The 14,589-nt window shown below is 72.9% G+C and carries 11 protein-coding genes; 8 read left to right on the top strand and 3 right to left on the bottom strand.

Going from position 1 to position 14,589, the window contains the following annotated elements; translation table 11 throughout:
* The first annotated feature begins 9 nt into the window (after nucleotides 1-9).
* The 4 genes from ACIP94_RS03445 (at nucleotide 10) to nirD (ending at nucleotide 7,706) form a co-directional block, all read left to right on the top strand.
* The gene (locus ACIP94_RS03445; protein WP_402418843.1) at nucleotides 10-1,230 is read left to right on the top strand and encodes an ROK family protein; all 1,221 of its coding nucleotides are present in this window, start codon (nucleotides 10-12) and stop codon (nucleotides 1,228-1,230) included.
* Nucleotides 1,231-1,689: 459 nt separating this feature from the next.
* On the top strand, nucleotides 1,690-4,431 hold the full coding sequence (ppdK, locus tag ACIP94_RS03440) for a pyruvate, phosphate dikinase (RefSeq protein ID WP_402418840.1): 2,742 nt from the start codon (nucleotides 1,690-1,692) through the stop codon (nucleotides 4,429-4,431).
* Nucleotides 4,432-4,716: 285 nt separating this feature from the next.
* Entirely contained in the window at nucleotides 4,717-7,350 is a 2,634-nt protein-coding gene (gene nirB, locus ACIP94_RS03435) for a nitrite reductase large subunit NirB (protein WP_402418838.1), read from the top strand.
* A gap of 5 nt (nucleotides 7,351-7,355) precedes the next feature.
* The gene (nirD, locus tag ACIP94_RS03430) at nucleotides 7,356-7,706 is read left to right on the top strand and encodes a nitrite reductase small subunit NirD (protein WP_402420355.1); all 351 of its coding nucleotides are present in this window, start codon (nucleotides 7,356-7,358) and stop codon (nucleotides 7,704-7,706) included.
* 38 nt (nucleotides 7,707-7,744) lie between these two features.
* Here nirD and ACIP94_RS03425 read toward each other — a convergent pair whose 3' ends face one another.
* Together ACIP94_RS03425 and ACIP94_RS03420 are read right to left on the bottom strand one after the other, a co-directional pair.
* The gene (locus ACIP94_RS03425) at nucleotides 7,745-8,383 is read right to left on the bottom strand and encodes a class F sortase (RefSeq protein ID WP_402418835.1); all 639 of its coding nucleotides are present in this window, start codon (nucleotides 8,381-8,383) and stop codon (nucleotides 7,745-7,747) included.
* 151 nt (nucleotides 8,384-8,534) lie between these two features.
* Nucleotides 8,535-9,059, bottom strand: coding sequence for a hypothetical protein (locus ACIP94_RS03420; protein ID WP_402418832.1), 525 nt, complete (start codon nucleotides 9,057-9,059; stop codon nucleotides 8,535-8,537).
* 419 nt (nucleotides 9,060-9,478) lie between these two features.
* Between ACIP94_RS03420 and ACIP94_RS03415 the strand changes: the two genes are divergently transcribed.
* Nucleotides 9,479-9,889, top strand: a complete 411-nt coding sequence (locus ACIP94_RS03415) for a gamma-glutamylcyclotransferase family protein (RefSeq protein WP_402418829.1) — start codon at nucleotides 9,479-9,481, stop codon at nucleotides 9,887-9,889.
* Between the two features lie 123 nt (nucleotides 9,890-10,012).
* Nucleotides 10,013-10,927 carry an intradiol ring-cleavage dioxygenase gene (locus ACIP94_RS03410; protein WP_402418827.1) on the top strand — a complete coding sequence of 305 codons (915 nt, stop codon included), beginning with the start codon at nucleotides 10,013-10,015 and terminating at the stop codon, nucleotides 10,925-10,927.
* A gap of 234 nt (nucleotides 10,928-11,161) precedes the next feature.
* On the opposite strand, the gene ACIP94_RS03405 is transcribed toward ACIP94_RS03410, so the two are convergent.
* Nucleotides 11,162-11,857: a vancomycin high temperature exclusion protein gene (locus ACIP94_RS03405; RefSeq protein ID WP_402418824.1), complete on the bottom strand. Its 696-nt coding sequence runs from the start codon at nucleotides 11,855-11,857 to the stop codon at nucleotides 11,162-11,164.
* 222 nt (nucleotides 11,858-12,079) lie between these two features.
* Between ACIP94_RS03405 and ACIP94_RS03400 the strand changes: the two genes are divergently transcribed.
* Entirely contained in the window at nucleotides 12,080-12,982 is a 903-nt protein-coding gene (locus ACIP94_RS03400; RefSeq protein ID WP_402418821.1) for a sirohydrochlorin chelatase, read from the top strand.
* 85 nt (nucleotides 12,983-13,067) lie between these two features.
* The gene (locus ACIP94_RS03395; RefSeq protein ID WP_402418818.1) at nucleotides 13,068-14,405 is read left to right on the top strand and encodes a deoxyguanosinetriphosphate triphosphohydrolase; all 1,338 of its coding nucleotides are present in this window, start codon (nucleotides 13,068-13,070) and stop codon (nucleotides 14,403-14,405) included.
* The last annotated feature ends 184 nt before the right edge of the window (nucleotides 14,406-14,589 follow it).

The following is a 14,589-nucleotide window of genomic DNA, read 5'->3' as shown; positions in this document are numbered from 1 at the left end:
GGGGTGCACATGAGAGGAAGGGTCGGAAAACCGGGGCAGCAGGCGAGCGCGGGAGATCTGCTCGCCCTGGTGCGCAGTGGCCGCGCCACGACCCGGGGTGCCCTTCAGCAGGCCACGGGCCTGTCCCGGGCCACGGTCGGCCAGCGCCTGGACCGTCTCTTCCGGGCCGGCTGGCTGCGCGAGGGCGGCGGCGGACCGGTCGACTCCCCGCTCGGCGGGCGTCCTTCGATCACGCTGGAGTTCGACGACGCCCATGCCGTGGTGCTCGCCGCCGACCTCGACACCCGGCACGCCCGCGCCGCCGTCCTCTCCCTGACCGGGGAGAGCCTGGCCGAGCACACCGGGGTCCTGCTCATAGAGGAGGGCCCGGACGCCGTGCTCGGCGAACTGGGCCGCTGGTTCGCCCGGTTGCTGGAGGAGGCGGGCCACCGGGCGCACGAGGTCTGCGGGATCGGGCTAGCCGTCCCCGGGCCCGTGGACAGTGACACCGGGCGGGTGGTGCAGCCGCCGATCATGCCCGGCTGGGACGCGTACGACATACGGGGGCGTCTCGGCCGCGCCTTCGCCGAGCATGCGCACGGCGCCGTGGATGTGCCGGTGCTCGTGGACAACGACGCGAACCTGATGGCCTACGGCGAACAGCGCACCGCACACCCGGACTGCTCGGCGTTCGTGCTGGTCAAGGTGTCCACCGGTATCGGCGCCGGGGTGGTCGTCGACGGCCGGATCTACCGGGGCGTCGACGGCGGCGCCGGGGACATCGGCCATATCCGGGTGCCCGAGGGGGCGGGCGCGCCGTGCCGGTGCGGCTCCTACGGCTGTCTCGCCGCCGTGGCGAGCGGAGGCGCCGTCGCGCGCCGGCTCGCGGAGGCCGGGGTGCCGGCCGCCTCCGGCTCGGATGTGCGGGACCTGCTGGCCGCGGGGCACCCGGAGGCCGCCGCGCTCGCCCGGGAGGCCGGCCGGCGGGTCGGGGACGTTCTGGCGACGGTCGTGACCCTGCTCAACCCGGGGGTGCTGATGATCGCCGGAGATCTGGCCGGAACACCCTTTCTGACGGGTGTGCGGGAGCTGCTGTATCAGCGGGCGTTGCCGCGTTCCACCGCGCATCTGGACGTGGTGACCTCCCGGCTCGGGGAGCGGGCGGGTCTGATCGGGGCGGGCTCCCTGGTCGTCGAGCACCTCTACGCGCCGGAACGGGTGGAGGAACGGCTGCTCGCGCTCGGGGTGTGACGAGAACTCGACCTCACGCCCGCATCGTGACTGCGCGGCGATGTCGTGAGCATGACGCACACATTTCGGTCCGCACGCACGTCCGGATGGTGAAAACGGGCGGCCTCGCCTAGCGTGATTCTCGCCACCCTTGATAAGGGTTGCGCTCAGATGAGCAGATCGTGAGCGACTGCACTTCTCAAAGGGTGGCACTCAGTGCCACCCTTTGATCGTTCATCGATCGAAATCAGACGTGGCGAGAGGTGCTCATGTGAGCGATGAAATGGGTCTGCAAGCGGTTGATGCGTTCAAGAAGTGAAAACATCCCTCGGTCGGCGCTTGCGAAGCTTTGACTTTCGATCCAGTGGCGGACGAGTGGTTACAGGCGCATGACGCGCAAGTGGACGTACCCAGGCTCCTTCGATCTGGGTATGTTCCTCGCCGTCAGGGCAGCCACCGCGTCCTCGAGGAGTCGAGACCGTGTCGGAAAACAAAGATCCCCACGTAACTGAGAACGGCGTGGAGGGTGTGAAGTTCGTTTACGACTTCACCGAGGGCAACAAGGACCTCAAGGACCTCCTTGGCGGCAAGGGTGCGAACCTCGCCGAGATGACCAACCTCGGTCTGCCCGTCCCCCCGGGCTTCACCATCACCACCGAGGCGTGCAAGGTCTACCTGGACAGCGGTGAGGAGCCCGCGGCACTGCGTGACGAGGTGAGTGCGCACCTCGCCGCCCTCGAGGAGCGGATGGGCAAGAAGCTCGGCCAGGCCGACAACCCGCTGCTGGTCTCGGTGCGTTCCGGGGCGAAGTTCTCCATGCCCGGGATGATGGACACCGTCCTGAACATCGGTCTCTCCGACAAGTCGGTGCAGGGTCTGGCCGGTCAGGCCGGCGACGAGCGCTTCGCCTGGGACTCCTACCGCCGCCTCATCCAGATGTTCGGCAAGACGGTCCTCGGCGTCGACGGCGAGCTCTTCGAGGACGCGCTGGAGAAGGCCAAGGAGACCAAGAAGGTCACCGACGACACCCAGCTCGACGCGGCCGACCTGAAGAAGCTGGTCACCAAGTACAAGAAGATCGTCAAGAGCGAGGCCGGGCGCGACTTCCCGCAGGACCCGCGCGAGCAGATGGACCTCGCCATCAAGGCGGTCTTCGACTCCTGGAACGGCGACCGCGCCAAGCTCTACCGGCGCCAGGAACGCATCCCGCACGACCTGGGCACGGCGGTCAACGTCTGCTCGATGGTCTTCGGCAACCTGGGCCCCGACTCCGGCACGGGCGTCGCCTTCACCCGCGACCCCGCCTCCGGCCACCAGGGCGTGTACGGCGACTACCTCCAGAACGCGCAGGGCGAGGACGTGGTGGCGGGCATCCGCAACACGGTCGCGCTCGCCGAGCTGGAGGGGATCGACAAGAAGTCGTACGACCAGCTGATGCAGATCATGGAGACCCTGGAGAACCACTACAAGGACCTCTGCGACATCGAGTTCACCATCGAGCGCGGCCGACTGTGGATGCTCCAGACCCGCGTCGGCAAGCGCACCGCGGGCGCGGCCTTCCGCATCGCCACGCAGCTCGTGGACCAGGGCCTGATCGACGAGGCCGAGGCGCTCCAGCGCGTCACCGGTGCCCAGCTCGCGCAGCTGATGTTCCCGCGGTTCGACGAGAGCGCGAAGGTCGAGCAGGTCGGCCGGGGCATCGCGGCCTCGCCGGGCGCGGCGGTCGGCAAGGCGGTCTTCGACTCGTACACGGCGGTCAAGTGGTCGCGCTCCGGCGAGAAGGTCATCCTGGTCCGCCGCGAGACCAACCCCGACGACCTGGACGGCATGATCGCGGCTGAGGGCATCCTCACCTCCCGCGGCGGCAAGACCTCCCACGCGGCCGTCGTCGCGCGCGGCATGGGCAAGACCTGTGTCTGCGGCGCGGAGGAGCTGGAGGTCGACACCAAGCGGCGCCGGATGACGGTGCCGGGCGGGCATGTCGTCGAGGAGGGCGACGTGATCTCCATCGACGGCTCCTCGGGCAAGGTGTACCTCGGTGAGGTCCCGGTCGTCCCGTCCCCGGTCGTCGAGTACTTCGAGGGCCGGATGCACGCCGGCGCGGACGACGCCGACGAACTGGTGGAGGCCGTGCACCGGATCATGGCCTTCGCGGACCGCAAGCGCCGGCTGCGGGTGCGGGCCAACGCGGACAACGCGGAGGACGCGCTGCGCGCACGGCGCTTCGGCGCCCAGGGCATCGGCCTGTGCCGCACCGAGCACATGTTCCTCGGCGACCGTCGTGAGCTGGTGGAACGCCTGATCCTGGCGGACACCGAGGTCGAGCGCGAAGACTCCCTGAAGGAGCTTCTGCCGCTCCAGAAGCAGGACTTCGTGGAGCTGTTCGAGGCGATGGACGGCCTGCCGGTCACCATCCGCCTCCTCGACCCGCCGCTGCACGAGTTCCTGCCCGACATCACCGAGCTGTCGGTGCGTGTGGCGCTGGCGGAGTCCCGCCAGGAGCCGCACGAGAACGAGCTGCGCCTGCTCCAGGCCGTGCACCGGCTGCACGAGCAGAACCCGATGCTGGGCCTGCGGGGCGTGCGCCTCGGCCTCGTGATCCCGGGCCTGTTCACCATGCAGGTACGGGCGATCGCCGAGGCGGCGGCCGAGCGCAAGGCCGCGAAGGGCGACCCGCGCGCGGAGGTCATGATCCCGCTGGTCGGCACGGTCCAGGAGCTGGAGATCGTGCGCGAGGAGGCGGACCGGGTCATCGCCGAGGTCGAGGAGGCCACGGGGACGCGGCTGAAGCTGGCCATCGGCACGATGATCGAGCTGCCGCGCGCCGCCCTGACGGCCGGACAGATCGCCGAAGCCGCCGAGTTCTTCTCCTTCGGCACCAACGACCTCACCCAGACGGTGTGGGGCTTCAGCCGGGACGACGTGGAGGCGAGCTTCTTCACCGCCTACCTGGAGAAGGGCATCTTCGGCGTCTCCCCGTTCGAGACGATCGACAAGGACGGCGTGGGCAAGCTGGTCCGCGACGCGGCCAAGGCGGGCCGGGAGACCAGGCCCGACCTGAAGCTCGGTGTCTGCGGCGAGCACGGCGGCGACCCCGAGTCGGTGCACTTCTTCCACGAGGTGGGGCTGGACTACGTGTCCTGCTCGCCGTTCCGGATCCCGGTGGCCCGCCTGGAGGCGGGCCGGGCGGCCTCGCAGTCGGAGGGCAGCGACCACCGCTGACCCACACCGCAAGACCTCCGGAGCCGTCGTCGGTACCCGACCCTCACCGACTCACGAAGGCGGCTCCGGACCCTCCAGAGAGGGCGGCATCCCTGTGCGGGGGGTGCCGCCCTTTCGCCGTACGCGCATGCCGTGCCCGTAGGCCGCATCCGCGCGCCGCGCCCTGGCTCGGTGGACTCGGCACGTCCCCCTCACACCGGCGCCCGCCCCCCGCTGAGCGCAGCGTTCCGCCCGGGAAACAGCGGTGATGCGGCCGGGTAACGTCGGCGCCGCACGCTGCGGTGCATGACCTCGGACATGAGCGCGGCGACGACCGGCACCGGACCCGCAGACGCCCCCACGATCGTGCTCGTCGGCCATGGCATGGTCGGCCAGCGCTTCCTCGAAGCGCTCGCCGAGCGCGGCCTGACCGCCACGCACCGGGTGGTCGTGCTGGGCGAGGAGTGCCGCCCCGCCTACGACCGCGTCCGCCTCACCTCGTACTTCACGGGCACGACCCCCGGCGAACTGGCGCTGACGGATCAGGAGTTCCTCGACCGGCACGGTATCGAGCTGCACCTCGGCGACCCGGCGTCCGCCGTCGACCGGCAGGCGCGGACGGTGACCGCCCGGTCCGGGCTGACCATCCGCTACGACACGCTCGTCCTCGCCACCGGCTCCTTCCCCTTCGTCCCGCCCGTCCCGGGCAAGGACGCGACGGGCTGCTTCGTCTACCGCACCATCGAGGACCTGCTCGCCATCGAGGAGTACGCGAGGAGGCGGGCCGCCACGGGCGCGGTGGTCGGTGGTGGTCTCCTCGGCCTGGAGGCGGCCGGCGCACTCAGGGGCCTGGGCCTCGCCACCCACATCGTGGAGTTCGCGCCGCGCCTGATGCCGGTGCAGGTCGACGAGGGCGGCGGCGCCGCGCTGCTGCGCACCGTCGAGGGCATGGGCCTGACCGTGCACACGGGCACGGGCACCCAGGAGATCCTCACCGGCGAGGACGGCGCGGTGACGGGCATGAGGCTGTCCGACGGCTCCGAGCTGGCCACCGACATGATTGTGTTCTCGGCCGGGGTGCGCCCCCGCGACCAGCTCGCCCGTGACTGCGGCCTCGCGGTCGGCGACCGCGGCGGCATCGCGGTCGACGACCGATGCCGCACCGTCGGCGACCCGCGGGTGTTCGCGATCGGGGAGTGCGCGCAGGCGGCCGACGGCCGGGTCTACGGCCTGGTCGCGCCCGGCTACGAGATGGCCGAGACGGCCGCCGCGGCCATCGCCGCCGAGGAGGACGGCCGGTCCTCGTTCACCGGCGCCGACCTGTCCACCAAACTGAAGCTGCTCGGCGTGGACGTGGCCTCCTTCGGTGACGCGCACGGCACCACCGCCGACTGCCTCGACGTCGTCTACGCGGACGCGCGTTCGGGCACGTACAAGAAGCTGGTCATCGGCCGTGACGGCGAACTGCTCGGCGGCATCCTGGTGGGCGACGCGGAGGCGTACGGGACCCTGCGCGCGCTCACCGGCTCCGTGCCGCCCGTCGCCCCCGAGCAGCTCGTCCTCCCGGCGGGCTCCGGCGCCCCGGCGCAGCTCGGCCCGTCGGCGCTGCCGGACGACGCGGTGGTCTGCTCCTGCCACCACGTCACCAAGGGCGCCATCCGCGCCGCGGTGACCGAGCACGGCTGCACGACGGTGCCGCAGGCCAAGAAGCGCACCAAGGCCGGCACGGGCTGCGGAAGCTGCCTGAGGGTGCTGGGGCAGCTGGTCGACGCCGAGCTGGAGGCGGGCGGCATCGAGGTCGACTCGGGCCTGTGCGGCTGCTTCTCGCAGACCCGCGAGGAGCTGTACGAGATCGTCCTGGCGCTGCGGATCACCTCGTACCGCGACCTGCTGGAGCGCTACGGCCGCGAGGGGACCCGGGACGGCGACGGCTGCGAGACCTGCAAGCCGGCGGTGGCCTCCATCATCGCCTCGCTCGCCCCCTCGATCGGCGCCGAGGGCCACATCCTGGACGGGGAACAGGCCGCCCTTCAGGACACCAACGACCACTTCCTCGCCAATCTCCAGAAGAACGGGTCGTACTCGGTCGTGCCGCGGGTCCCCGGCGGGGAGATCACCCCGGAGAAACTGATCGTGATCGGTGAGGTCGCCCGTGACTTCGGCCTCTACACGAAGATCACCGGCGGTCAGCGCATCGACCTGTTCGGCGCACGCGTCGAGCAGCTCCCCCTCATCTGGGCGCGGCTGGTGGACGCGGGCTTCGAGTCGGGGCACGCGTACGGCAAGGCGCTGCGCACAGTGAAGTCCTGTGTCGGCCGGACCTGGTGCCGCTACGGTGTCCAGGACTCGGTCCGCATGGCGATCGACCTCGAGCTGCGCTACCGGGGCCTGAGGTCCCCGCACAAGCTGAAGTCGGCGGTCTCCGGGTGCGCCCGGGAGTGCGCCGAGGCCCAGTCGAAGGACTTCGGGGTGATCGCCACCGCGGGCGGCTGGAACCTCTACGTCGGCGGCAACGGCGGTGCCACCCCGCGCCACGCGGATCTGCTCGCCCAGGACCTGTCGGACACCGAACTCATCCGGCTGATCGACCGCTTCCTGATGTTCTACATCCGCACCGCCGACCGCCTGGAGCGCACCTCGGCCTGGCTGGAGCGGATCCCGGGCGGCCTCGACCATGTGCGCGACGTGGTCGTCCACGACTCGCTCGGCATCTGCGAGGAGCTGGAGGCCCTGATGGCCGCGCATGTGGACCACTACCGCGACGAGTGGGCCGAGACCCTCGCCGACCCGGAGCGGCTGGCCCGGTTCGTGTCCTTCGTCAACGCCCCCGACACCCCCGACCCGGTCGTCGGCTTCGTCGCCGAGCGCGACCAGATCAAGCCCGACCTGCCGCTGCTGTCCCTCGGCACGCGCCCCCTGGAAGGAAGTGCCCCGCGATGACTCTCATGACTCCGGCCCCCGAGCAGACGGCCCTGAACGTCCAACTGCGCTTCGGGGACGACTGGCTGACCATCTGCGACCTCGCCCTGCTGACACCCGGCCGCGGGGTGGCGGCGCTGTTGCCGGACGGCCGTCAGGTCGCCCTCTTCCTGGACCGGGCGGGCCGGCTGTACGGCATCGACAACCGCGATCCGTTCGGCGGGGCCGCCGTCCTCTCGCGCGGTCTGACCGGCACCCACGAGGGCCGGCCGTATGTGGCCTCGCCGCTCCTCAAGCAGCGTTTCGACCTGCTCTCCGGGCGGTGCCTGGACGACGAGAGCGTGCGGCTGGCGACCTACGAGGTGCGGACGGCCTGAACCCGCCGCCCGCCGTTCTGCGCCACGGTTCCCGGCCGTCAGCGGCTGCCGGTCAGATGGGCGAAGACGACCACGTTCCCCTGGTAGCCGGTCGTCCTGGAGTAGCCGCCGCCGCAGGTGATCACCCGCAGTTCGGGGCGGGGCGCCGCCCCGTAGACCTTCTGATCGGGGAAGTCCTTCGCCTGGTACACCTCGACCGCGTCGACCGTGAAGACGGCCGTCGATCCGTCGCGCCGGTCGACCTCGATCGTGCTGCCCCTGTCCAGTGCGCCGAGGTCGTAGAAGACCGCCGGGCCCTCGGCGTTGTCGACGTGCCCGGCGACGATCGCGGTGCCCGTCTCGCCGGGCTTGGTGCCCGCCTCGTACCAGCCGGCGAGGTTCTTGTCGCCGGCGGGCGGGACGTCGAGGCTGCCGGTGCGGGTGAGTCCGAGCCCCATCAGCGGGGCGTTGACGCGTATCGAGGGGATGCGTATCCGGTCGGGAGGCGAGGGCGGCAGCGCGGACACGGCGGCCCGCTCGCGGCCGGCGCTCGCAGTCGTCCGCGCGCCCGAGGGCTGTGGTGGGGCGTGGGTCTCGGCGGCGCCGCGCAGCAGCCACACACCCAGGCACAGGGCGACCGCCGTGAAGGACGCTATGACGACGTCGCCGACCGCGCCGGACCTGCCGACCTTGCGCACGGGGTCCTCCTTCCGGGACCGGGGGCCCTGAGGACCGGGGGCCTAGGAGACCGGGGGCCTTGGGGACCCCCTCCGGGCCGCGAGGGGCAGTCGGACCCGGAGGGGGATGGGGGACGGCGGTACCGGCGGGCGGACAGTGCTGGGATGTCCGTCAGATCCCGTCGCCTCTGAGCCGGCGATGCAGGAGCCAGGTACCGCCCGCGGCGGCGACGGCGAGAGCCGCCACACCGGCCGCGGTCTTCACGGGGTCGGGGCCCAGTGCGCCGCCGACCCCCGTCTTCACGCTTCCCCGCGGCTGGGTCTGGTCCTTGGCCGCGGTGAGGGTGACCGTCAGATCGCCGGTCACGGTGGTCTGCCGACCGCCGGAGCACTTGGCGACGATCTCGTACGTGCCCGGCTGCGCGCCCGGCGGGACCCGGAACTGCCCGCTCGCGTCCCGCTTGTGCGGTCCGGGCGCGAGGACGAACTGACCGGCGCCGACCGCGCTGGCGTCGCCCGCCGCCGCGTGGTCCGCTCCGCACGCCGCCGTGTCGACGGTGACCCGGGCGCCGGGGATCACCGCGGAGGGGGAGACCTCCAGAATCCCGGTGTCACCGGCGTACGCGGGCGCCGCGGCGAGGACCGCGGCGCCGAGGGCGAGCGCGGTACCGGTCAGCAGACGGGCCGTACGTCGCATCGTGTGTGCTCCTCCGAGAGGGCACGGCCCGCGGCATCCCCAGCGTGCCGCTGCGTCGGTCGTACCCCTGCTCTTCCGAGGAAAAGGGCATGCGGCCGGCCCCGCTTGCTGACGGTCCGTCAGAATTGTGGCGAACGGGTGCGCGGGCGGTGGTCCACCGGGGTGAGCTTGGAGGCGTTTGCGCAGGTCACGGGGGCACGCCGAACCCGTCGCGAAAAAGATCACAAAAGGTGGGGAAGTGGCGATGAACGGGTGAGGAGGCGGGGCGGGCGGCCGGCGAGCCGTGGAGGCCCAGAGCGCATTCACGGAGGGGTGAGGGGTCAGAATCGTTCCTGCAAGGCTTCGGCAGAGCGCGGAAGGAGACCCGCCATGGTCACGGCCGACGTGCCCGCCCGCGGGAGCGCCGGGGAGGCGGGCGCGTGAGACTGCCGTTCTTCGTGTACGGGACCCTGCGCCCCGGCGAGCGCAACCACGACCTGTTCCTGCGCGGCCGAACCCGGTCCGAGGAACCGGGGCTGCTGTCGGGGGCCGTGCTGTACCACGGCCCCGGATACCCGTACGCCGTGGAGGCGGACGGCGGCACGGTCAGCGGCGACATCGTCACCGCGCTGCCCGGGTCGTACGACGCGCTCCTCGTCGCCCTCGACCGCCTGGAGGACTGTGTGCCGGGCGACCCCCGCAGTCTCTACGAGCGGGTGGTGCGGGAGGTGACGGCGGGGGACGGCAGGGCCGTACGGGCCTGGGTGTACGTCGCCGCGCCCGCCGTCGCGGCACGGCTGCGGGCCGACGGCGAAGCGGTCGAGGGCGGCGACTGGCTCGCCCGGCGCTGAACCCGCGCCCGGCCACTGTCTTAGGGCCCGGCGACGTGGTTTTCCGGTCCGCGTCGCTCGTGCGGGCGACCGCGCCGTGCGTCCCCTCCCGCCGCCGCCCCGAGCGGCCCTAGGGTCCCGCCCATGACCGATAGCGACATCACCCGGCGGCGGGTGTTCGCGCTGGGCGGCGCCGCCGCGGGTGCCGCCCTCGGATTCGGGCTCTACTCCCACTTCTCCTCGGACGAGGACACCGACACCGGTGTGGCGGGGCGGGAGGGCGCCGGATCCGGTCGCGAGGGGGTGCCGGGCACCGCCCCGGACGCCGAGCTGTGCGTGCTCAACCGGAGTCTGGCGCCGGGCCCTTACCACCTGGACGGCGCGCCCCTGCGCAAGGACATCACCGAGGGCAGGCAGGGCGTTCCGCTGCGGCTGCGGCTGACCGTGCGCGACCATCCGCACGCCTGCGCCGTCCTCGCGGGCGCCGACGTCGAGATCTGGCACTGCGACGCCTGGGGCTACTACTCCGGCTATCCCGACGCGCGTCCGGGCGGCCGGGCACCCGCCGCGGGCGGGGCCGCCGGCTCCAGGACGTTCCTGCGAGGCTGCCAGACGACCGACGCCGGGGGCCTCGCCGAGTTCACCACGGTCTTCCCCGGCTGGAGCGGCACGCGGGCCCCGCACATCAACGTCAGGGTCCGCACCGGCGGCAGCAGGACCGACCGGGGCTACGAGGGCGGCAGGCTGAACTGGACCGGGCAGCTCTTCTTCCCCGACACGTACACCGACGCGGTGTACGCGAAGTCCCCGTACAACCGGCACACCGGCACGCGTACACCGCTCGCGCAGGACCTGGTGTACCGCCGGGGCGGCGGCAAGGACGGGCTGATGACCCTCACGGGGGGCGTGGACACGGGGCTCGTCGGGGTGCTGACCATCGGCATCGACCCGGCGCGGGAGCCCACACAGGCCGCGACGGGCGCGCCGCGCAGCGGGGGGACGCCCGCACCGGACAGCGCGGCGAGCGCCTCCCGTCCGGCGAACCCCCCGTCCCCCTGAGACCGCGGCGACGTCGGCCCGGCGCCTCGTCGGGGCCGGAGCGACGCCCGACCAACGCCTCGTCGGGGCCGGAGCGACGCCCGACCACGCCTCGTCGGGGCCGGAGCGACGCCCGACCACGCCTCGTCGGGGCCGGAGCGACGCCCGACCACGCCTCGTTGGGGCCGGAGCGACGCCCGACCACGCCTCGTCGGCGCCGGAGCGACGCCCGCCCGGCACGGGGCGCCGGCGTCGTCATCTCCGGTCCGAAGCCAGGGCCTTGGCGACCCCGGGCTCCCGCGGGCCGAGGAACCTCGGGTCCGGGTGGAACAGCGCGTCCAGGGCCGCCTTGCCCGCCGCGAAGACCTCCCGGGTGCCGCCGTAGTACCAGGTCGTGTCGTGCCGGTCGTCGACGCCGACGCCGTACGACGTGATGCCTGCCGACCGGCACAGGGCGACCGCGCGGCGGATGTGGAAGCCCTGGCTGATCAGGATGGCCCGGTCCACGCCGAAGATCTTCCGGGCGCGGACACAGGAGTCCCAGGTGTCGAAGCCCGCGTAGTCGCTGACGATCCGTGCCTCCGGCACGCCGTGCCGCGTCAGATAGGCGCGCATCGCGTCCGGCTCGTCGTAGTCCGTACGGCTGTTGTCGCCGGTGACGAGCACGACCCCGATGCGGCCCGCCCGGTACAGCCGTGCCGCCGCGTCCAGGCGGTGGGCGAGGTACGGCGACGGCTCGCCGTCCCACAGGCCCGCGCCGAAGACGACGGCGACCTCCGTCCGCGGCACGTCCGCGACCGTGCGCAGCCGGTCGCCCGTGGCGAGGTACAGCCACGTCGACGGCAGCAGCGCGAGGACGCACAGCAGCATCAGGCCCTGTACGGTGCGCCGCTGCCCGGCGCGGGTGCGCGGCAGTCTCGGTCTGCGGATCCTCACGCGCGGCAGGCCCATCGAAACGCGTCCCTCCAGGGTCGGTGGCGGCGCCGGCCGTCACCAGCCGTCGCCCATGGGGACGCGGGCGACGGTGATCCGGTTCGCCCGGGGCGCGACGCGGCGCGGCGCAGCTCCCGGCGCGCTCCCTTCACACCATCCGTCCTCCCACCGTGAAACCCCGGAAAACACCCGTCACGGCCAGGCAACGGCGAGGCAATCCGGCACCGCCAGGATCGGCTTATGACGGCGCCGAAACCCTCCCACGACGAGTCCCACCCCCGCCCCGGCGGCCGGCCGCCCCACGATGCCGGCCTCGACACCGAGGCACAGCCCGTGAACCGGATCAGCAGCCACCCGGCCGGCCGGCTCAACCTCCTCTCCCCCCACGGCGCCGGGCACCCGGTCCCGCCCACGCTCGTCCTCGTCGCGCACGGCAGTCGCGATCCGCGGGCCCTGGCCACGGCGCGCGCCCTCGCGGAACGGGTGCGCGAACTGCGCCCGCGGCTGCCGGTGCGCCTCGGCCACATCGAGCTGAACGCGCCGTTGCTCCCCGACACGCTCGCCTCCCTCGGCACCGGGCGGGCCGTGCTCGTACCGCTTCTCCTCGGCCGCGGCCACCACGTCAAGCGGGACATCCCCGAGATGGCCGGCGCGGCGCGGGCCGTCACCCGCGTGGCCGCCCCGCTCGGCCCGCACCCCCTGCTCGTGGAGACGCTCTACGCCCGGCTCGTCGAGGCCGGCTGGCCGGCCGGGATGAGCGATGCCCGCCGCCGGGCGAGCGCGGTGGTGCTCGCCGCCGCCGGCTCCCGCGATCCCGACTCCGCCGCCGACACCCGCCGCACCGCCCAGCTCCTCGCCGAGCGCCTCGGCGCGCCCGTGGTCCCCGCCTACGCCTCCGCCGCCACGCCCACCGTGTCCGCGGCGGTGCGCTCGCTCGGCGCCCGTGGGCATCACCGGATCGCCGTAGCCTCGTACTTCGCGGCGCCGGGCCGCTTCGCCGCCGAGTGCGCCGCGGCGGCCCCCTGGATCGGGGCGGCCCCGCTCGGCGCGCACCCGGCCGTGGCCCGACTGGTCCTGCACCGCTACGACCAGGCCGTCGCGGCCCCCGAGCAGGCCGCCGCCCACGCCCTGGCATCGGCCTGAGGCGAACCGGCTTGCCCGGGAACCGGCCCCGCGTGAGACGGACGCCGACATCCCGATTGTCATCGGCTGCGATTACTGTCGGGTCATGGACGGGACTGCACCGAAGGACCACCAGACCGCCGCGCGGTACGAGACGGGTGCGGCGACCGCCCGGGCCTACGACGACATGGACACCGAACGCTGGGCAGCCGAGCCCGACAAACGCCCGGGCCGCACCGCCTTCCAGCGCGACCGCGCCCGCGTGCTGCACTCGGCCGCGCTGCGCCGTCTGGCGGGCAAGACCCAGGTCGTCACCCCGGGCACGAGGAGTGAGGCCTGGGACGCGAGCCCCCGTACCCGGCTCACCCACTCCCTGGAGTGCGCCCAGGTCGGCCGGGAGCTGGGCGCGGCCCTCGGCTGCGACCCGGACCTCGTCGAGGCCGCCTGCCTCTCCCACGACCTCGGCCACCCGCCCTTCGGGCACAACGGCGAACAGGCGCTGAACGAGTTCGCCGAGGACTGCGGCGGCTTCGAGGGCAACGCCCAGTCCCTGCGCCTGCTCGCGCGTATCGAGCCCAAGCGGTTCGTGCACAGCCCGGGCACCGGCGAACTCGTCAGCGTGGGGCTGAACCTCACCCGCGCCGCCCTCGACGCCGCCACCAAGTACCCCTGGCCGCGTGGCTCCCACCCCACCGACCCCGCCTCCCCGAAGTTCGGGGTCTACGAGGACGACCGGCCCGTCTTCGACTGGTTCCGCAAGGGCGCTCCCGACGACCGCACCTGCTTCGAGGCCCAGGTCATGGACTGGTCCGACGACGTGGCCTATTCGGTGCACGACTTCGAGGACGGCCTGCACGCCGGCCATATCGACCCGGGCTGTCTGCACGCCGAGCCCGAGCGGCAGGCGGTCTTCGCCGTGGCCCTCGGACGCTATGTCCCCGCGGCCACCGACCCCCAGGAGCTGTCCGAGGCACTCGACCGGCTGCTGTTCCAGGAATGGTGGCCGCGCGGCTACGACGGCTCCGCGGTCGCCCAGGCCCGTCTGAAGGACGCCACCAGCCAGCTCATCGGCCGCTTCTGCCTGGCCGCGGAGGGCGCGACCCGGGCGGCCTGGGGCAGCGGCCGCCTCACCCGGTACGCCGCCGAACTCGTCGTCCCCAGAAGCACCCGCATGGAGTGCGCGGTCCTCAAGGCGGTCGCCGACCGGTATGTGATGCAGCGCGCCGAGCAGGAGCGGATCCGCGCCGACCAGCGGATCGTCGTGGCCGAACTGGCCGAGGCACTCACCGCCCGCGCGCCCGAAGGGCTCGACCCGCAGTTCCGGGCGCTGTTCCAGGAGGCGGCCGACGACCGCGCCCGCAAGCGGGTGATCGTCGACCAGATCGCCTCGCTCACCGACCCCTCGGCGGGGTCCCTGCACGCGCGGCTGACGGGGCGCGCGTGAGGCGGACACACCGAGAGAGCCGGGACGACTGAGACAGGGGACGACTAAGACGGCTGGGGCAACTGAGGCGGCCGGGACAACGAGACAGCCGGGACGTTCGGGTCCCGGAGGTGACCCTGTGTGGCCTGATCGGGCCACCCCCTCTTCCCGCAGCCCACCACGTGCGGGACGCTCCCATGTGGCG

Origin of the sequence: Streptomyces sp. NPDC093261, assembly GCF_044753645.1 — a bacterium.
In the GTDB taxonomy this organism is placed as follows: Bacteria; Actinomycetota; Actinomycetes; order Streptomycetales; family Streptomycetaceae; genus Streptomyces.
The sequence above is the reverse complement of the archived record's forward strand: the minus strand, read 5'-3'. Positions and strand labels throughout refer to the sequence as shown.